Source organism: Psychrobacter sp. FDAARGOS_221, from assembly GCF_002313155.2.
In the GTDB taxonomy this organism is placed as follows: Bacteria; Pseudomonadota; Gammaproteobacteria; order Pseudomonadales; family Moraxellaceae; genus Psychrobacter.
On record NZ_NWFK02000001.1, the window covers coordinates 945,643 to 966,699 of the forward strand.

Genomic DNA, 21,057 nt, shown 5'->3' on the forward strand with positions numbered 1-21,057 from the left:
ATGTAGTATAGTAATACCCCTTACTCCTTTTACGAGTCAGTCGCCATTATGTCATTATTTAAATCAAATCACGTTCATTGTGCTGATAGCAGCACCTCTACTTTTAAAACTGCTGCCGCGGTGACTGATCGCCGTGCGGTGTTAGATACTCAGTGCTTACAAAAGAAACAGCGCTTAAAAACATCACACCTAGCGACGATGATCAGTCTGTGCTTGGTTTCTATCACCGCACCACTGACTGCACAAGCGGTTGATGGCACAGATATTTATATTAACACGACTGACCAAGCCAGTAGCTCATCATCAACTTCAGCAGCAACCGCCTCAGCAGCGAGTATTAGTGACATAGGTAAGAATCTTGAAGCAGGCACCTACCAAAGCTTCCCGCTACACAGCATTACCGACCCCGCCTCTGGCATTACCATAGATGACAGCTACTATATTGAAGTTTCTGACACCTTAAGCCTCAAGCAAGCACAGAATCTGCTACAACAAGTCTCACCCAAGCTTGCCAGCAACAATGCAGGTATTGCAGCCAGTGAGCTACAGTCACAAGCAACACAAGGCTTAAACCGACCTTCTGTGTTTCTACGTGCTGGTATTACCCACTATGATATTGATGCTGATGTCGATTTATCTGATGTCAAATCAAGCGTAGGTGATGGACTATCCGCTCTAAACCCCTTGCCAAACTTACCCTTTGACCCCATACAAGGCATAGGCGATAGAATACCCAACAGCTATGACTTTGAGCGTAAAGACACCACTACCAGTGCTGGTGTGGCAGTGCTTTGGCCGGTTTATACCGGAGGGCGAACGCAGGCAGTCACTGAGCTGGCCGATGCACGTACTGATGAGAGCGAAGCTGACGCACTGCTTGATAATGACGACTTACAAACCACATTAATTGATCGTTACTTTACCGCTCAACTGGCGGCATTAGCCTCTTATTTGAGAGACGATGCATTAAACACCATTCGTGAGACCGATCATATGGCTCAGCGCCTATTAGACGAGGGGTTTATCTCTGGAGTCGAGCGTTTAGAAGCCAGAACTGCTTTGTCTGAAGCAGAAAGTGAGGCTATTAAAGCACGCCATAATGCACAGCTGGCGATGACTGCATTACAGCGATTGTTGCGCTCGCCAACGCCAATAAAACCAACTACCCCACTGTTCGTATCCTCAAAGCCACTGCCTTCTTTGCAGTATTTCCAAAACTTAGCGCTACAAAATCACCCAGGCCTAAAAAAGGTCGATGCCAAATACGCGCAAGCGGTATCTTTGAGCCATCTGTCCGATGCGGGTAGTCGACCGACCATCTCTTTGTTCGGTTATCATGAAATTGATAAAGACCCAAGCTGGATTGCTGGTGTTTCTGCCAGTTGGAAAGTCTGGGGCGGTATTAATAACAGCGCTCTACAGGCCTCCGGCAAGGCGCAGATGCGTCAAGCATTATTAGCCAAAGTAGATGTCAGTGACAACATCCTACTGCTGGTCGAAAAAAACTGGCAATCGGTAGAAAATGCTCGCGTGCGCTATCAGTCATTGAACAGTAATGTAGAGCTGGCTAAAGAGTTATTGCGCTACAAAAAGTTAGGGATGCAAGAAGGGGTTAATACCGCTTTAGATGTCACCACTGCGCAGACCAAGTACTTACAAGCCCGCACTGAGCAAGCAGCTGCTGCCAACGATTATGTGCAAGCATTGGCCGCTTTGATGCAAAGTATTGGTTCACCACAAGCCTTTAATGAATATATGGCCGTCGCAGATATTAAGCTGCCTACGGTTTACTAAAAGGCTTGTTAACTGATTTAGATTGTTTTCTTATTAATATAGCTACCGAATCAGTAAAAGACTAACTGCTTAGGTAATATAACGCCGCCCTTATCTTAATCTTTTTTATCTTCAGGATAAATTGCATGAATGCCCTAAAAAAGCCCAGCTCCATCACAATCAGAAATATCGTCATTACTCTCATTGTGGTTATTGTCATAGGCGTCATAATCTATGGTCTTAACAAGAGCGTGAAAAGCACCGATCAACCTGTGACCCTGCAAGGCCAAATGGAGATGCAATCAACGGCTATTGCTGCCAAAGTACCAGGGCGTATTGCCAAAATCTTGGTCACTGAGGGCGATCAAGTCGAATCAGGGCAGCAGTTGATCGAAATGGATTCACCTGAAATTACAGCAAAAATGAATCAAGCGTTGGCTGGGCGTGAAATGGCACAAAGCCAGTTAGATAAGGCAGAAAATGGCGCCAGACCACAAGAGATTGGGCAAGCCAAAGCAGCTTGGCAAGCAAACCAAGCAGCGGCAGACTTAGCTAAAAGCACCTATGAACGTGTTAATCGCCTATATCAAGAAGGTCTGATGGCACGTCAAAAACGCGATGAAGCTTACACCCAATATGTGGCCAATCAAGACAAGGCGGATGCCGCACGCTTGCAATATGATATGGCAGTAGAAGGTGCGCGTGAAGAAGACAAGGCGGCTGCGCGAGCTCAAGTGGCACAAGTTGATGCCAAGATTGAAGAAGCTCAAGTGGCGCAAGATGAGGCGAACTTAAAAAGTCCGATTGCAGGTATCGTCGATGATGTGATTATTAATCCAGGCGAAGTGGTTGGACAAGGTGTGCCTCTGATGACCTTAGTTGATATCAATGATCAGTGGGTTGTACTCAATGTCACCGAAGACAACTTAAATCACTTTAGTATTGGCTCACAATTTGAGGCAACAATTCCTGCCTTATCAAAAACCGACGCGCCCTATCAAATGACGTTTAAAGTATTTAATACGGCAGCCATGCCTGATTTTGCGGTTTGGCGTGCGACCAATAGCGAAGATAACTTTGATGTTCGCACCTTTGAAGTCAAAGCCCGTCCCCTAAAGGCAGATCCAAAAGTACGTTCTGGCATGAGTGTGTTGGTACAACTTGATCCACAAGACAGTGCTTCAGAGACTAGCGCAACGAAGCGTCGCTAATATTGATTGCTACGGTAAGGCTTGATTATGTCCCAGTCCCAAGGTAGTCACAACCCAACGTCATCTCGCCAAAAGCCCTCTATTGTGTTTGGCGATAAAGACAACAGGCAGTCATCGCTGATTTCAGTCTTCTTGCGTAGTGCACGCTATGAGGGTCGATTTTTGCTGCACAACTCTTGGGACTATGTGATGCTACTGTGGCTGCCGCTACTCACCATTTTAGGTACCTGGTGGATATTCTCCAAGCCCTATATAGTCGATGTGCCGATTGGGGTCATTGATGACAGTAAGAGCAGTTACTCCCGAACACTGACTCGATTTTTGGACACCAGTCCCGATTTAAAAGTTGAGCAAATATTCCAAAACAGTGCTGATGCACAGGCTGCCATCTTAGATCAGCAAGTCTATGCGGTGGTGATTATTCCACATGACTTTTCGGAACAGCTGAACAAAGGTAAACCTGCGCCTGTGGTGCTAAAAGTCAATGCTCAGTATGGTACGCATTCAGGTATTGTGCAAAAAGGAGTACAGACGGTAGTGGGTACCTTGTCTGCCGGCGCTGAAATGAAACGTTTGGTAAAGCAAGGCGCCCACAGCGAGCAGGCAAAAGTCAGCTACTCACCTATTGGTATTGAGCGTATCAGTTTGTTTAATATCGGCGCTAACTATCAGCAATTTTTGGCATCCACCGTCATACCAGCTTTACTACACATATTGGCAATGGTCATTGGCGCCACTACCATTGGGCGTGAAATTAGAGATAAAACGTTTTCGATCTGGTATCACACCATGATTTATCCTGACATGCCCTACCCTGATTTTAAGACGCTCAAACACGTTCCACCAGAACAAAAGCTGGCAGCCCTGCATGCTAATTTGCATCCGAGCTGGCAAATGCCGGTGGATTACCAGTCGTTAAAACAACAAACCTATCGCAAAGATAATCAACTAACCACCACTGCCTTTAGCTTAAAAGATGCAAACTACCGCTACCGGTTAAATCTTAACAAAAGCGCCAAACCGCGCATGCCGACTAAAGTGTCTATTTTGGCGTTAGTGGTCGGATTAAATGGCAAGCTAATTTGGGCGTTGTTATTTTATATGTTGTGGGGCGGATTAATGGTGATGCTAGCGGTAACTGTTCATCCTGCCTCATTGACTGCCATGCTGATGGTATTTGTGGCTTTTGTGGCATTAATGATGGTCTCATTGTGGCTTGGCGCTATCTTTACCCTCACCAGTTACTCATTACGTATGGGATTGTCCTCTACAGGCTTTGTATCTGCACCATCCTTTGCGTTTGCCGGTGTGACATTCCCATTGATGGCGATGAGTGAGGGCGCACAGCGCTGGGCCAATGCACTGCCATTGACTCATTATTTAAAAGTGCATTTATCGCAATTGCAAATGCTCGCGCCAACATCAGTGGCCCTGCCCACTCTAATTGGTTTAATCATTGCTGTCGCAGTTACCTTAGTCATTGCTGCATTATTGTGTCTGCGCGCCTTTAAAAATCCACAGCGTTGGGGGGCTCGATAATGTCTGATTTACCTAACAAGGATAAAAAATACAGCAACGACCCACATCCGTCGTCAAAATCTAATATAACCCATGCCCGATTTTTTGATGGTTTTTTAGGCACGCTTGCCTCTATTTTCAAAGACAAAGGCGTGCTGTTAATGTTGGTGATTGCACCCATTATCTATGGCTTCTTCTACCCTTGGCCATATCGCAGTGAAGTGGTGAAAGAGATTCCAGTGGGCGTAGTGGATTATGATCGCAGTGAGCTCTCAAAGACCATCACCCGCTACAGTGACGCCAGCCCCAACTTAAGCGTGCAGCCTTACGCTAGCGAGCAGCAAGCGTTAAATGCTATGTATCAAGATGAGATTGCTGGTTATTTAATCATTCCAAGCCATCTTGAAAGCGATGTGTATGCTAATAAACCTGCGCATGTCTCAGTACTGGGAAACAACAGTTATTTTCTATTAAACAAACAAATCCAAATGGGATTCACGACAGCGATAGGCACCGTATCAGCGGGCGTCGAGATTAAGCGCGATGTGGCAAAAGGGGCGTATTTCAATAATGCTGAGGCGGGCACTCAATCAGTGCCTTTACGCATTGATCCTTTGTTTAACCGTTCTGAAGGCTATGGTGCTTATGTGGTGCCCGCTGTTGCTATTTTAATTTTGCAGCAGACTTTATTGATGGGTACCGCTTTATTGATTGGTACTTGGTATGAAAAGAAGCAACAAAATGCCACCATATTAGGCTGGTTAGGTCGTATATTGGCTTTAGGGACAGTGACCTTTGGCATGGCCTGTTTTTATTATGGCTGGGTATTTTCATTCCAAAACTATCCGCGTGGTCACAACATGCTCGGAAGCTTGCTGTTTATGGCCCTGTATACACCAACCGTTGCCACTCTGGGCTGTTTTTTGGGTATGTGGTTTAAAGAACGTGAGCGCAGTATGCAGATTTTAATTTTTAGCTCGCTACCTATGTTCTTTTTAAGCGGTTACCCTTGGCCAGTAACCCAGCTACCTGAGCCTTTACAATACGTACGTTGGATTTTCCCTTCTACTTCTGGCATGAACGCCTCAGTGCAATTAAACCAGATGGGCGCATCGCTAACCAATGTCAGCAGTTATATTATTCACATATTAGCATTATGGGCGATTGCCTTTATCCTACTCAACTGGATTCAATATCGACAAATCAAAAGACAGTACCATGGACGGTAACCCCTCTTAAATGACTTAGACTTAAAGGTGTTTTAATAAGATGGAAACCCTAAATATTGTGTATTTAGTCGGCTCAATACTGATTTTTTCCAGTATTTTGGCCAGCACCTTATCCGCACGTTTGGGTATCCCCTTACTATTACTATTTTTAGCGGTGGGCATGCTTGCCGGTGAAGAAGGTATCTTGGGTATTGAGTTTTCACAATACGGTTTGGCCAACTTTTTAGGTCAAGCTGCGCTCGCCTGTATCCTACTTGATGGTGGTTTACGCACCTCATTTCAGTCATTTAGAGTGGGTCTGAAGCCTGCCATTACCCTTGCCACTTGGGGGGTGTTTGCAACCGTCTTAGTACTGGGTCTATTCGTCACTTGGCTGCTGGATGTTGACTGGCGTATTGGGTTGCTAATGGCTGCCATTGTCGGTTCAACAGATGCGGCCGCCGTATTTTCATTGCTGCGTAATGGCGGCGTTAAGCTCAATGATAGGGTGCAAGCCACGCTAGAGCTTGAATCCGGTGCCAACGACCCAGCTGCAATCTTACTAGTGACCGGCTTGATTGCTTTAAATGTCGATCCTGAAGGTCAAACAGTTTGGGGCTTTGTCGGTTTGTTACTTGAGCAGCTTGGCTTTGGTATGGTAATGGGGCTGCTGGCAGGATATTTATTATCTAAGTTACTACCCAAAGTTCACCTTGCTGAAGGCATGTATGCCATTTTAATTTTGACCGCAGGTCTAAGCGTATTTGCTGCCACTAACTTAATGGATGGTAGTGGATTTTTGGCGGTTTATTTGGCGGGTATTATCATTGGCAACAACCGTGTTCGAGCGACCGAACATGTCCTACGCGTGATGGACAGCTTTGCATGGCTATCACAAGCGGTGCTATTCGTCGTATTGGGGCTACTGGTAACCCCTTCTAACGTGATTAACGTTTGGCACTATTCTGTGGCAATTACTGCGTTTATGGTGTTTGTTGCTCGTCCGATTGCGGTGTTTACTGGTATCAAGCCATTTGGCTTTAAATATCGAGAAATTGGTTTTATTTCTTGGGTTGGCCTGCGTGGCGCGGTCCCTATTACCCTAGCCATTTTACCTATTATTGCTGATGTAGAGGATGCATTTTTACTATTTGATATTGCCTTCGGTGTGGTTATTTTATCGTTGGTAATACAAGGCAGCAGCATTCCGTTTATGTCAAACTTATTCAAAGTTCGTATCCCTAAAATTGCTGAGCCTGAAGAGGAGCTCGAAATTTGGGTATCTGACAAAGCAAGCATTACCTTATATGAGTTTGAAGTAAAAGTCGGTGCCTTTGCCAAGGGCCGTCACCCTAAGGCAATATCTTCAACCATAAATACCGATGAAATCGCAGTATTTGCGTTAATTCGAGGCGATGAAATTGTCATTGTCGATAGGGACACGCGCTTACAGTTTGGCGATAGGGTTTGGTATGGCTTACGAGGTGATCATGCAGCCAAAATCGCACGTATCTTTAATGACTTTAAGTTAGACAGACGAGAGTCTGAAAACTTCTATGGCGACTGGATGATTTCGCCTAATGTCAAACTAGGTGACCTGCCTTTCTTTAAAGATTATCAGCTTGAGGCCGCAACCTTGACCAATGGCTCATCTACAACTGACAACACTAATCAGTTTGATAATAAATCCGTTAACATGTGGCAGCAGACCGTAGCAGAATATATCAAAGACAACCTAGAAACAGCACCGGTTGCAGGTGACACGGTAAAAGTTGATGATGAGTGGTCATTGATTGTCAAAGATGTCGATAAACAGGGTCAGTTAAGAACCATCGGCTTAAAGCACTATTAAATGAATACTATCTAAAAAAGTTCTTATAAAGACTATGCTGAGTTAACTTAATAAAAAAACGCGATAAGACTCTTATCGCGTTTTTTATATTTAATAGGACAAATAGATTTAAAGTTATCCATTATTCGACTAGCTGTTACGAAATACTAGTTTTTGATAAATACCAATATCTCGTTATTCGCTGGCATCTTATATTGCTGACTCAAAATCAACTGATGTTGCTTGGCTAAAGCGACTAGATCGTTCTTATCACGAATGCCACTATTAGGATCACGCTGACGTAGATGACTATCAAACTGACGGTTGCTATCACTGCTATATTGACCATTCTCATTAAACGGCCCATAGACAATAAACTTACCCTTAGCAGGTAAAGCCTCTCCTACCAATTCAAATAATCGCTCCACTAAAAGCCAACCGATAATATGTAAAGTATTGGCAGTAAACACCGCGTCATAGGGAGAGTTAGTCTCTGAATCGGCTTTTGCGCTCACTGGCAAAGGAATATCATCACTGTTCAAATCAAAAGTCAATGGCGCATGTAAATTCGGCGCAGGATGTCTATCCTGCCATACCTCTATAACTCGATGGTTATTAACCACATCGCTGGTTTGCCACTGTAAATGAGGCAATCTGGGTGCAAAATAGACACTGTGTTGTCCTGTACCAGAACCTACCTCAAGCACATGGCTGTAACCCCGAAGCTCTTGCTGTAATACTTGAAGGATGGGATCTTTATTATTTTCACAGGCCTGTGAGAACGGTAGTCTACTGGTATGGTTAACGTCTGTATTACCAAGACTTTCTTTGTTCATAATACCTCTACACTCCCTCTTTAAGCTTAGGACTTACAATAAGAAGAAACACTGCGCAACAAAAATCGATCACTGCCCAAGTCTCTTTAGCTAAATAAACCTTTATCACCGGATTAAATAGTAAAGCCAAAACTATAAAAATCCAAGGAAGCAGTGCTTCTTGCTTTTCAAAGGTGACATACGCAGCCCAAGCAAACACAGCACAGCTAATAAGCCTTAATAGTGTGTAATAGCCATAAGGTAAAGGCAGTATGCCGAAGAATAAGAACCCGGCTGCTAGAAATATTACTTGCTTGGGCATATTCAAAATCCTATGACAGATAATAAATAGTTATTCCTACTAGAAATTAATGTATCAATTTCAAGCATATCTTCAGGCAGAGTTTCATGAAGAGACTGCAAGATTACTGTTACATCAAGATCAAAGTAATTAGCATAATCTAAATCAGATAGATCTAATCTTAAGTATAGCCTAGTTGCTATTCAGTCTGTAGGTGAAAAGGCTTTTCCCTTCCCATGATTATCAGTTAGCGCATCGGTAATGATTTGGTTGTAGATGTTAGGCTTACGTGCGTAAGTTGCATTGTATTGGACTATTGATGTGCGTATAGGTTTCTTCCTAAGCCAAAATTCACAAATATACAATCCACTATGAGGTTCAAATAGTGGTTTTATCATGAATCACCAAACTATATTATCAGTATAAGGTAAGTTTTTATACTTCATAAAATCTGAAATTTTAAATAAGGACCTATTAGAAACTATTAATTCCCATATAGCACTATATTGAAACCATGGATCTAATAGTATTTGAATAGTATCTTCATTGATTAACCTTAGTCTTTCTATCCAACAAAACTCTTCTGTTTCAAATTTTGTGAGCTTAGCATTAACCTCATAGCAATCCCAAAGAGTTAAATGCTTACCAGCTACAATTGCATATTTGTTATTTGGATCAATTAAAGCACAAGATGGACCACCGTAAAAACTATCAGTAAATATGATATCGCTGCTTTTTTTATCGATGATAATATACATCGTCACAGCTGCCATATAAATACAATTTTTCCGTTTCCGCAAATATCATCAGGCTATCTCAATAAACTTTAAGTTAACTATCTATAGTTATAAATTATTATCAATAAATAAGCCAATGAAAAGCTCTCTTTCGAGTGAGCGAAGGGGTGTTAGGTATAGGACGCTGACGATGACCTGAACAAAAAGGGAGTTAAGGCACTGCTTTAACCCGAGCGCAAGATAAAATCTCTTAAATGAAATTTTTATGCAAGTTAGATAAATCTTACACAAAGAAAAAGCCCCCGCTCGTTCTGAGCGGGGGCTTTTAGGTATAGGGAGCTGACGATGACCTACTCTCACATGGGCGAACCACACTACCATTGGCGCTACGATGTTTCACTTCTGAGTTCGGGAAGGGATCAGGTGGTTCCATCGTGCTATTGTCGTCAGCAAAGGGGGTATAGATATGAGTTGGTTAAGTTATTTACTTAACTTTGTATTGACTAGTATATCAAGAACCTGAATCAAGTTAATCATCAGGATGATATCGAAATAATTGGCGACATACTAAAACCACTTGGGTGTTGTATGGTCAAGCCAAACGAGCAATTAGTACAGGTTAGCTACACGCATCACTGCGCTTCCACACCCTGCCTATCAACGTCCTAGTCTTGAACGGCTCTTAAGGGAAATCTAATCTTGAGGTTGGCTTCCCGCTTAGATGCTTTCAGCGGTTATCCAATCCGAACGTAGCTACCGGGCAATGCCATTGGCATGACAACCCGAACACCAGCGGTTCGTCCACTCTGGTCCTCTCGTACTAGGAGCAGATCCTCTCAAATTTCCAACGCCCACGGTAGATAGGGACCGAACTGTCTCACGACGTTCTAAACCCAGCTCGCGTACCTCTTTAAATGGCGAACAGCCATACCCTTAGGACCTGCTTCAGCCCTAGGATGAGATGAGCCGACATCGAGGTGCCAAACACCGCCGTCGATATGAACTCTTGGGCGGTATCAGCCTGTTATCCCCAGAGTACCTTTTATCCGTTGAGCGATGGCCCTTCCATACAGAACCACCGGATCACTAAGACCTACTTTCGTACCTGCTCGACTTGTGGGTCTCGCAGTTAAGCGCGCTTTTGCCTTTATACTCTTTGAACGATTTCCGACCGTTCTGAGCGCACCTTCGTACTCCTCCGTTACTCTTTAGGAGGAGACCGCCCCAGTCAAACTACCCACCATACATTGTCCTCGGTATTGTTATACCTGAGTTAGAACCCCAACATGACCAGGGTGGTATTTCAAGGTTGGCTCCACAAATACTGGCGTATCTGCTTCAAAGCCTCCCACCTATCCTGCACAAGTCAGGTCAAAGTTCAATGTAAAGCTGTAGTAAAGGTTCACGGGGTCTTTCCGTCTAGCCGCGGGTACACAGCATCTTCACTGCGATTTCGATTTCACTGAGTCTCTGCTGGAGACAGCGCTGCCATCATTATGCCATTCGTGCAGGTCGGAACTTACCCGACAAGGAATTTCGCTACCTTAGGACCGTTATAGTTACGGCCGCCGTTTACTGGGGCTTCGATCAAGACCTTCGCATACGCTAAGCCCATCAATTAACCTTCCAGCACCGGGCAGGCATCACACCCTATACGTCCACTTTCGTGTTTGCAGAGTGCTGTGTTTTTAATAAACAGTTGCAGCAGCCTGGTATCTGCGACTGTCAATAGCTTACGGAGCAAGTCCTTCACCATCGACAGCGTACCTTCTCCCGAAGTTACGGTACCATTTTGCCTAGTTCCTTCAGCAGAGTTCTCTCAAGCGCCTTGGTATTCTCTACCTGATCACCTGTGTCGGTTTAGGGTACGATTCGTTTATGACTATAGTTTAGAAGCTTTTCCTGGAAGCATGGTATTTGCCACTTCGCTAGTAAACTAGCTTGCTATCAGATCTCAGTATTAACAGCCCGGATTTACCTAAGCCGTCTACCTACATCCTTCCACCTGGACAACCATCGCCAGGCTGGCATAACCTTCTCCGTCCCTCCATCACATCATAAACAAGTATCGGAATATTAACCGATTTCCCATCGACTACGCCTTTCGGCCTCGCCTTAGGGGTCGACTCACCCAGCCCCGATTAACGTTGGACTGGAACCCTTGATCTTCCGGCGTGCGAGCTTTTCACTCGCATTATCGTTACTCACGTCAGCATTCGCTCTTGTGATACCTCCAGCATACCTTACGATACACCTTCACAGGCTTACACAACGCTCCCCTACCACTTGAAACATGTTCAAATCCGCAGCTTCGGCTCCTAGTTTGAGCCCCGTTACATCTTCCGCGCGGGCCGACTCGACTAGTGAGCTATTACGCTTTCTTTAAAGGATGGCTGCTTCTAAGCCAACCTCCTAGCTGTCTATGCCTTCCCACTTCGTTTCCCACTTAACTAGGAATTTGGGGCCTTAGCTGGCGGTCTGGGTTGTTTCCCTCTCCACGACGGACGTTAGCACCCGCCGTGTGTCTCCCGGATATCACTCATCGGTATTCGGAGTTTGCATCGGTTTGGTAAGTCGGTATGACCCCCTAGCCGAAACAGTGCTCTACCCCCAATGGTGTTCGTCCGAGGCGCTACCTAAATAGCTTTCGGGGAGAACCAGCTATCACCGAGTTTGATTAGCCTTTCACCCCTATCCACAAGTCATCCCCTGGCTTTTCAACGACAGTGGGTTCGGTCCTCCGGTGCCTGTTACGGCACTTTCAACCTGCTCATGGATAGATCACTCGGTTTCGGGTCTATACCCTGCAACTAAACGCCCTATTAAGACTCGGTTTCCCTACGGCTCCCCTAATGGTTAACCTTGCTACAGAATATAAGTCGCTGACCCATTATACAAAAGGTACGCGGTCACACTGCAAGAGTGCTCCCACTGCTTGTACGCACACGGTTTCAGGTTCTATTTCACTCCCCTCACAGGGGTTCTTTTCGCCTTTCCCTCACGGTACTGGTTCACTATCGGTCAGTCAGGAGTATTTAGCCTTGGAGGATGGTCCCCCCATCTTCATACAGAATTTCTCGTGTTCCGCACTACTTAATATGCTTCATTATATGTTTCGAATACGGGGCTATCACCCACTATGGCCAGTTTTCCCACACTGTTCTTCTACATATAAATCCGTCGGCTCCTCCCCGTTCGCTCGCCGCTACTAGGGGAATCTCATTTGATGTCTTTTCCTAAGGGTACTGAGATGTTTCACTTCCCCTCGTTCGCTTCCTAATAAATTAGGATACCCAGCTTACACTGGGTGGGTTTCCCCATTCAGAAATCTCCGGATCACAGGATATTGCCGCCTCCCCGAAGCTTATCGCAGGCTGTCACGTCTTTCATCGCCTCTGACTGCCAAGGCATCCACCATGTGCGCTTAATTACTTGACCATACAACCCCAAAGGGTCTTATGTTCAGCAATTATAACGATATCACCTTGATAATTTACGCTTGATTCAGTTCTCTTTACTTTGTAACCAACCCCTTGGGATAACAACTGATGTCATTAAAAGGTTGGTTACTGGTTAAACAATGGCTCAGTGAATGATTCATCGTTTAACCGTATTACAACTCATATCTATGTTTTTAAATAGTAATAACGTCTTCATCAGATCGTCATATATTCTCTGTATAAAACAGAAGTAAGTAATTTATTATTTAACAACTAAATAATCACTTAATTCTACTTTATCCACTCTGATTATCTGCACCTATTATGGTGGAGCCAAGGAGAGTCGAACTCCTGACCTCCTGCGTGCAAGGCAGGCGCTCTACCAACTGAGCTATGGCCCCGTATAGGATAATGGTGGGTCTGATAAGACTTGAACTTATGACCCCCGCGTTATCAACACGGTGCTCTAACCAGCTGAGCTACAGACCCTTCAGAGCTTGCTAAATCAAAGAACAACTTGTTGTGAATTCTTGCTAACCGAATGCTTTTGTTAAGGAGGTGATCCAGCCGCAGGTTCCCCTACGGCTACCTTGTTACGACTTCACCCCAGTCATCGACCACACCGTGGTGAGCGCCCTCTAAAAGTTAGGCTACCCACTTCTGGTGCAATCAACTCCCATGGTGTGACGGGCGGTGTGTACAAGGCCCGGGAACGTATTCACCGCGGCATTCTGATCCGCGATTACTAGCGATTCCGACTTCATGGAGTCGAGTTGCAGACTCCAATCCGGACTACGATAGGCTTTTTGAGATTCGCATCACATCGCTGTGTAGCTGCCCTCTGTACCTACCATTGTAGCACGTGTGTAGCCCTGGTCGTAAGGGCCATGATGACTTGACGTCGTCCCCGCCTTCCTCCAGTTTGTCACTGGCAGTATCCTTAGAGTCCCCGGCCAAACCGCTGGTAACTAAGGAAAAGGGTTGCGCTCGTTGCGGGACTTAACCCAACATCTCACGACACGAGCTGACGACAGCCATGCAGCACCTGTATTCTAATTCCCGAAGGCACTCCCGCATCTCTGCAGGATTCTAGATATGTCAAGACCAGGTAAGGTTCTTCGCGTTGCATCGAATTAAACCACATGCTCCACCGCTTGTGCGGGCCCCCGTCAATTCATTTGAGTTTTAACCTTGCGGCCGTACTCCCCAGGCGGTCTACTTATTGCGTTAGCTGCGTCACTAAGGGATCAAGTCCCCCAACGACTAGTAGACATCGTTTACGGCGTGGACTACCAGGGTATCTAATCCTGTTTGCTACCCACGCTTTCGAACCTCAGTGTCAGTATGATGCCAGGAGGCTGCCTTCGCCATCGGTATTCCTTCAGATCTCTACGCATTTCACCGCTACACCTGAAATTCTACCTCCCTCTCACCTACTCTAGCCTGACAGTATCAGATGCAGTTCCCAGGTTAAGCCCGGGGATTTCACATCTGACTTATCAAACCACCTACGCTCGCTTTACGCCCAGTAATTCCGATTAACGCTTGCACCCTCTGTATTACCGCGGCTGCTGGCACAGAGTTAGCCGGTGCTTATTCTGCAGCTAATGTCATCGCTAATGGGTATTAACCACTAGGTCTTCTTCACTGCTTAAAGTGCTTTACAACCAAAAGGCCTTCTTCACACACGCGGCATGGCTGGATCAGGGTTTCCCCCATTGTCCAATATTCCCCACTGCTGCCTCCCGTAGGAGTCCGGGCCGTGTCTCAGTCCCGGTGTGGCTGATCATCCTCTCAGACCAGCTACAGATCGTCGCCTTGGTAGGCCTTTACCCCACCAACTAGCTAATCCGACTTAGGCTCATCCAATAGCGAGAGCGCAAGCGCCCCCTTTTCCCCGTAGGGTGTATGCGGTATTAATTCGAGTTTCCCCGAGCTATCCCCCACTACTGGGCAGATTCCTAAGTATTACTCACCCGTCCGCCGCTCGACGCCTGGGAGCAAGCTCCCATCGTTTCCGCTCGACTTGCATGTGTTAAGCCTGCCGCCAGCGTTCAATCTGAGCCATGATCAAACTCTTCAGTTTAATCTTGCTATGAAGCTCTTTAAAGAAGCTTCTAAACTTGGCTCATTCGTTACTAGCAAATTTGCTTTCCGTATGTTTCATATAATGAATTAACTTCGAGTTTTTCTACTAATAATGAATGATAATTTCTTATCGCATTCTGTATTAGCAAAAATCCACACAAGTTGTTCTTTGATTTTAGCTTTTAAATAGTTGACTTATCTTGTCGTCCAAGGTAAGTTGTGCATGTAATCAAAAACTCATTCTTAATTTAAGATGGTTAGTGTTACTTGCGAGCCATCCAGTATATCATCACTTTAATATCTGTCAAGCTTTTTTATTCGGTAAGATTTAAATATTTTAAAATCTAAATCTTTATCATTTCACCAAAACACCAGACCAACCCAAAGGTCGCTTCCGTTGTCCCGATAAGGTGCGTATTATAGACGCTTTATTTTTCTTGTCAAGACTTTTTGCTAAGTTTTTTATCACCTAACCACTCCACTCTCGCTTCGCTTTGTCTTGATTAGGTCGTGTATTATAGCGACTTTATCTCAACCGTCAAGGGTTTATTTGGATTTATTTTAGATTGGTATTAATTAGCCTGTGAGACTACATCTAAATCGCGTTATTTCTAATTTTTCATATAGTAAGCCAGCTTGTTTACCTGAATCACTACTATTATTACCTATGTTTGTTAGTTAGTTATTAGCTATATTAGGTTGGCTATTATTCATGACTAATTATTAACTGTCACCAAAAGGTGATAGATAACGGTTTATATTAGATGACTCATAATCATACCTAGTGCAAATAATAGGTTAATGATCAGCGTTATCATCACAATGGCTTTAAGCTGTTTGCCAATCAAGACGGTATCAACACGCATCGTTTGATTATTATCTGATAGGTTTTTGAGCCGAATACGGTGGATAGTATGGATATGCTTATACGCTAAGGGATAGACCAACAATACAGACAGCGTATACCAATTAAAATTAATGGCATATAGTAGATAACACAGATAAGACGCCATAAACAAAAGACCGTAAGCCGATTGCATACGGCTGTCACCTAACAAAACCGCCAGTGTGATTTTGCCTGCTTGTTTGTCACTATAGATATCGCGCATATTATTTACGAATAATACGCAGGCCGCTAACCCGCCACAGCCAGTGGCAACAATCAGATGAGCGATATTGAATTGTTGAGTTTGCAAATAGGCACTACCCAACACCGCTAACCAACCAAAAAACAGTAGGACCGCCACCTCCCCCATCGCACGATATCCATAAGGACGTTTTCCCATGGTATATGCCATGGCTGCTAAAATAGCGATAATACCAAAGGCTAAAAACAATAGAAAATCACTTAAATTATCAAAGCCAAGTGCAATTAACAGTACGCCAGAGAAAAAAGTAAGTGCTGCCCATCCGATAATGATTTTTTTAAACTGTTCAGGCTGCAGTTGCCCGCCTGCTAACATACGCTGTGGACTCGACGCATCACGCAAGTCATCAGTGCCTTTGACCCCGTCACCATAATCATTAGCCAGGTTTGATAAAATCTGTAATGCCAAAGCCACCCAAAAAGTGAGTATCAGCACCAGCCAGTTATGCCATCCGATCGAATCATAAGTGACTAATTGAGATAAGCCCAAACTGCTGCCACAAACAATACTGGCAATCGCTAATGGGAAAGTACGTGGTCGCGTGGCTTGCAAAAATGCTTTTACTAATACAGAGGATGAGTTAGAAACTTGAGAGGAATGCGTCATTACTGATATGCCTGCTCTTGGATGTGCTTACAAACAAATTGTGGTGCAATATGCACCACAATTTACCATTGATTCTAATACGCGAAGAATTTAATGAGTCATCTTAGCTTTAAGGGTCGATAAAATACCTGACAGTGCATAGATAATACCGATGGCTAAGATACCCACTGGGATATCATATAAAACCACGCCCATCACCAGCACAGCAAAGATTAAGGCTACAAAAGGCACTTTCTTTTTATCAAACTCTTTGAAGCTGTAATATTTTAAATTACTGACCATTAATAAACCGCAAATCACGACCCAAATAGCGCTAAGCACCATCACTTGAGTGTCGTACACACCTATCCATTGATTGTGATCGATGGATACCATCACTGAGCTGGTCACTAAGATAGCGGCTAATGGACTGGCCAATCCAACGAAGAATCTTTTATCAACCTCACCAATTTGTACGTTAAATCGAGCCAGACGGAATGCCGCACAAGCAGTGAATACAAAAGCACAAGCAATACCAATACGCCCAAGTGGTTGCAGCGCAAAACTATAGATTAAAATCGCAGGTGCCACCCCAAACGCAAGCATATCTGCCAATGAGTCATACTGCTCACCAAACGGACTTTGCGCATTAAGCATACGTGCCACACGTCCATCAGCGCCATCTAAAATTGCGGATAAAAAGATAGCGAGTGCTGCCTTGTAATAATTACCCTGCATACTCGAAAGGATAGAGAAAAATCCAGACAGTAATGACAAAGTGGTAATTAAGTTAGGCGCCAGATAAACACCGCGACTGACAACAGGCTGGCCATCTGCAACTTCTTGCTCAATAACTTCAAAGGTTAGACTGTCTAAGCCTTCTATGCCCGATTCAGTAGGACGAACATTAAGATGATCTAATGGCGCATCATCTGGTTGTGAAGAAGGTGGCGTTGTCATAGTTAATCCCTACGTATTCCCTATATCAAATTTTTTATGGGTTATTTGGCTTAATTTTTAATCGCTAAAATTTTTGACGACTAGTATGCTTTAACTTTTAGCCTATCACGTGCTCTATAGCGTTAATAATTTGCTGGTCCAGCTATTCGCCGACCAACCAACGGACACCGACTGCTTGGCTTTGTGGCATTTGTGGGGCGTCTTCTGGGCGTAATAACGGTTGTAAGAAGTTTAAAATCTCACGTGCGTGACGATCAAACTGCCAAGGCGGATTGATAATCAACATACCGGTACCATTTAAACCCACTGCTACGTCATTTGGATAGACATTAAGTTCACACAGCAGTTGCTTACGAATTTCAGTGCGCTTCATTTTTTTATAAAACAGTTCAACCGCTTCGATATTCTTAATCGGGAACCATAGTGCATAAACACCTTGTGGCCACTTCTCGACACTCGCTACCAACAAATCAACCAGACTTGAAAAGTCCTTGTGCTCTTGCTCATACGGTGGATCAATCAAAATCACACCACGACGCTCCACTGGTGGAATAACCGCAGGAATGCCTTCAAATGCATTGCGGTTATGGATACCAATGGGCAGCTTATATAGCTGGTAATTTAGCGCGTCATATTCACTGTTTTTAAACTCGAAAGCTTCTGCACGAACTTGTATATCTGGATTTTTTTCGACATGATTTGCAATCCACCATGGCGAGCCCGGATACACATGCTTATCATACGTTTGCTTTGCTTGTGCAATGTCATCAACATATTGACGTACCGCATCTGGCGCTTGATCTAAATCTGCATCCAAAATCTTTTGTACACCGGCCTGCGCTTCTTTGGTTTTGCGCGACTCTTCACTGCTTAAAGAGTATAAGCCACGGCCGCCATAGGCATCTAAGGCATAAAAGGGCTTACCCTTACTGCTCATTTGATTTAATAGTTGTATTAATAAAATATGTTTGACGACGTCGGCAAAATTACCGGCGTGATAAGCGTGTTTGTAATTCATAAGTTAACTTGTATTATGGTAAAGTGTTTGGTTATTGAAACTGTCTTCTATGGTAGCATAAGCAGGTTTAAAATAAGTATATTAATAGTTAACACCTCTATTAAATTCATTAAAATTTACGCCAACGTGCCATTTAGCGACACTAAATCGAGACTCCCTAGATGAACCAAGACGTTACATCGACGATCAACAGTAATTTATCAATCACAGACAGCTCATTACAAGACCCCATCACCGTTGCCATACCACCGCCATTAACCCCTGAGCAGGTACCTGAAGTTAAGCAGCTGGCTGAGCAACTCCAACATCAACAGCTATTAGATATACTGCCAACAACCGATGACAAGCCGTTACCGCTTAAACAGCTGCCTGAATCATTATCAGCGCTAGCGTTAGATGGTGATACCATTGAGGCGTTAGGACTAGAATTAGACACACTCGCCATTGAGGACATCACCACTCAGCAGAGCTTGACGGAGCAAGACTTCGATGTTGACTGGGGGCAGAGCATTGATGATGCTTGCTTGGAGCAATTTATCAACCAAGGCTTTGTCGTATTAGATAATGTCTACCAGCCCAAAGCGTTATTGGCATTACAAGCCGAAAGTGGCTTTATTGATTACCGAGATGCTAAGCTTACTGAAGGTGTGCGCTTGTCTAATATCCGCGGCGACCGTATCCGCTGGATTACCAAACACTTTTTTGCAGGCTACTACTATTTACAAAGCATTAATGAATTAGCGCATCTGTTTAATCGACTGTTTTTCGCCGGTATCCGCCATAGCGAAGCACACTATGCCTGCTATCCACCAGGGTTTGGTTATAAATGGCATTCTGATAATCCCGTTGGCCGTGATGAGCGGGTTATCTCTGCGGTATTTTATTTAAATGACGAATGGACAATTGAGGACGGCGGCGCCTTATCGCTGATTGATATGCAAAATGAGCAACATCAATTACTACCCAAAGCCAATCGCTTGGTTATCTTTGATAGCAATCTACAGCATCAGGTCGAGATTGCCCATCGTCAGCGTTATTCTATTGCTACTTGGCTACGCCGTGACGATGCGGTCTTTATCCCTGAGCCTTAATAGCTGTTATGCTTATAAACATTGAAGTTATAACAACACAACGAAGTTATTATTCACCTTTATTAACTATTTTAGCCGTTTATTAACGGTTATTTATTTTCTATACATTATTTTGAGGTACCTATGAGCGCTAACAACCAATCTGATAACACCACCCAGCATCAACAAGCCACGTTAGAGTTAAGCATTGATTTAATGCGCCGTGACTCTGTGACCCCTCACGACAAAGGAGCGCAGGATGTATTGGTTGAGCGATTAAGCCCGCTTGGATTTGATAGTGAGTTTATGTACTTTGGAGACAAACAAGCAACCGGTCTCAATGCTGAAGTCAAAAACTTATGGCTTAGACGTGGCACTAAAGAACCCGTTATCTGTTTTGCCGGTCATACCGATGTCGTACCAACGGGTAATCCTGATAACTGGAAAGTCCCGCCTTTCGAGCCGACAGTAAAAGATGGCTATCTTTGGGGACGCGGTGCTGCCGATATGAAAACAGGTATCGCAGCCTTCACCGTTGCTGCTGAAAGCTTTGTTAAAAAGCACCCTGACCATAACGGCTCGATTGCGATGTTGATCACCTCAGATGAGGAAGGTCCGTCTATCAATGGCACTGTCAAAGTTATCGAAGCTTTAGAGGCACGCAATGAGAAAATCACTTATTGCTTGGTCGGTGAGCCATCAAGTACCGACACACTTGGTGATATCATCAAAAATGGTCGCCGTGGCTCACTAGGCGGTATTTTGACCGTGACTGGCAAACAAGGTCACGTCGCTTATCCGCATTTGGCAGTCAACCCGATTCATGCCCTCTTGCCAGCCTTAACCGAATTTGAAAGCGCGGTTTGGGATGAAGGCAATGACCACTTCCCTGCCACCACCATGCAAATCTCTAATATTAATGGCGGTACAGGCGCTAACAATGTGATTCCTGAATCGGTAGAAGTGGTGTTTAATTTTAGATTCTCTACTGAAACTACCGAAGAAGAATTACGTGCTAAAACGCATGAGATATTAGATAAGTACTTTGATAATAGTGCTGCCACTTATGACATTCAGTGGAAGCTATCGGGCAATCCGTTTTTAACCGCTGAAGGTAAACTGGTTGATGCGTGCAAGATAGCGGTTAAAGAAGTGACTGACATTGATACTCAGTTATCAACCTCAGGCGGTACCTCTGACGGTCGTTTTATTGCGCCAACTGGTGCGCAAGTGGTTGAGCTCGGTGTACGTAATGCGACCATTCACCAAGTCGATGAAAAAGTAGAAGTAGACGACTTAGGTAAACTGGCGCAGATATATGAGCGTATGCTTGAAGAATTGTTGTTAGACTAAT

General features: G+C 44.4%; 13 protein-coding genes, 2 tRNA genes and 3 rRNA genes. 7 read left to right on the forward strand and 11 right to left on the reverse strand.

Annotation, left to right across the window (positions count from 1 at the left end):
* Positions 1–48: 48 nt before the first annotated feature.
* The 5 genes from A6J60_RS03900 (at position 49) to A6J60_RS03920 (ending at position 7,562) form a co-directional block, all read left to right on the forward strand.
* Positions 49–1,794 carry a TolC family protein gene (locus A6J60_RS03900; protein WP_096064820.1) on the forward strand — a complete coding sequence of 582 codons (1,746 nt, stop codon included), beginning with the start codon at positions 49–51 and terminating at the stop codon, positions 1,792–1,794.
* Between the two features lie 230 nt (positions 1,795–2,024).
* On the forward strand, positions 2,025–2,984 hold the full coding sequence (locus tag A6J60_RS03905) for an HlyD family secretion protein (RefSeq protein WP_264755565.1): 960 nt from the start codon (positions 2,025–2,027) through the stop codon (positions 2,982–2,984).
* Positions 2,985–3,011: 27 nt separating this feature from the next.
* A complete protein-coding gene (locus A6J60_RS03910) occupies positions 3,012–4,523 on the forward strand; it encodes an ABC transporter permease (protein WP_096064822.1) in 1,512 nt (503 codons plus the stop codon).
* A complete protein-coding gene (locus A6J60_RS03915; protein ID WP_096064823.1) occupies positions 4,523–5,731 on the forward strand; it encodes an ABC transporter permease in 1,209 nt (402 codons plus the stop codon). Before A6J60_RS03910 ends, A6J60_RS03915 begins: the two co-directional genes overlap by 1 nt.
* A gap of 40 nt (positions 5,732–5,771) precedes the next feature.
* Positions 5,772–7,562 carry a potassium/proton antiporter gene (locus A6J60_RS03920; RefSeq protein WP_096064824.1) on the forward strand — a complete coding sequence of 597 codons (1,791 nt, stop codon included), beginning with the start codon at positions 5,772–5,774 and terminating at the stop codon, positions 7,560–7,562.
* Between the two features lie 146 nt (positions 7,563–7,708).
* On the opposite strand, the gene A6J60_RS03925 is transcribed toward A6J60_RS03920, so the two are convergent.
* From A6J60_RS03925 to A6J60_RS03980, 11 genes are all read right to left on the reverse strand, one after another.
* Positions 7,709–8,377, reverse strand: a complete 669-nt coding sequence (locus A6J60_RS03925) for a DUF938 domain-containing protein (protein ID WP_096064825.1) — start codon at positions 8,375–8,377, stop codon at positions 7,709–7,711.
* Between the two features lie 7 nt (positions 8,378–8,384).
* On the reverse strand, positions 8,385–8,678 hold the full coding sequence (locus A6J60_RS03930; RefSeq protein ID WP_096064826.1) for a DUF6804 family protein: 294 nt from the start codon (positions 8,676–8,678) through the stop codon (positions 8,385–8,387).
* A 380-nt stretch (positions 8,679–9,058) separates the two neighbouring features.
* Complete coding sequence (locus tag A6J60_RS03940) at positions 9,059–9,430, reverse strand: hypothetical protein (protein ID WP_096064827.1); 372 nt, start codon at positions 9,428–9,430, stop codon at positions 9,059–9,061.
* Between the two features lie 301 nt (positions 9,431–9,731).
* A 5S ribosomal RNA gene (gene rrf / locus A6J60_RS03945) occupies positions 9,732–9,845 on the reverse strand.
* Between the two features lie 137 nt (positions 9,846–9,982).
* Positions 9,983–12,832 (reverse strand): 23S ribosomal RNA (locus A6J60_RS03950).
* A gap of 327 nt (positions 12,833–13,159) precedes the next feature.
* Positions 13,160–13,235: transfer RNA gene (locus tag A6J60_RS03955), tRNA-Ala, on the reverse strand.
* An 11-nt stretch (positions 13,236–13,246) separates the two neighbouring features.
* A tRNA-Ile gene (locus tag A6J60_RS03960) sits at positions 13,247–13,323 on the reverse strand.
* 62 nt (positions 13,324–13,385) lie between these two features.
* Positions 13,386–14,920: ribosomal RNA gene (locus A6J60_RS03965) — 16S ribosomal RNA — on the reverse strand.
* Together the 16S, 23S and 5S rRNA genes with 2 tRNA genes alongside form the textbook arrangement of a ribosomal RNA operon.
* Positions 14,921–15,677: 757 nt before the next feature.
* Positions 15,678–16,676, reverse strand: coding sequence for a 1,4-dihydroxy-2-naphthoate octaprenyltransferase (gene menA / locus A6J60_RS03970; protein WP_096064828.1), 999 nt, complete (start codon positions 16,674–16,676; stop codon positions 15,678–15,680).
* Between the two features lie 90 nt (positions 16,677–16,766).
* Positions 16,767–17,615, reverse strand: coding sequence for a CDP-diacylglycerol--serine O-phosphatidyltransferase (pssA, locus tag A6J60_RS03975; RefSeq protein ID WP_227526056.1), 849 nt, complete (start codon positions 17,613–17,615; stop codon positions 16,767–16,769).
* Between the two features lie 142 nt (positions 17,616–17,757).
* Positions 17,758–18,633 carry a 23S rRNA (adenine(2030)-N(6))-methyltransferase RlmJ gene (locus A6J60_RS03980; protein WP_096064829.1) on the reverse strand — a complete coding sequence of 292 codons (876 nt, stop codon included), beginning with the start codon at positions 18,631–18,633 and terminating at the stop codon, positions 17,758–17,760.
* A 161-nt stretch (positions 18,634–18,794) separates the two neighbouring features.
* Between A6J60_RS03980 and A6J60_RS03985 the strand changes: the two genes are divergently transcribed.
* Complete coding sequence (locus tag A6J60_RS03985) at positions 18,795–19,724, forward strand: 2OG-Fe(II) oxygenase (protein WP_096064830.1); 930 nt, start codon at positions 18,795–18,797, stop codon at positions 19,722–19,724.
* Between the two features lie 123 nt (positions 19,725–19,847).
* A complete protein-coding gene (gene dapE, locus A6J60_RS03990; RefSeq protein ID WP_096064831.1) occupies positions 19,848–21,056 on the forward strand; it encodes a succinyl-diaminopimelate desuccinylase in 1,209 nt (402 codons plus the stop codon).
* Position 21,057: the final 1 nt, after the last annotated feature.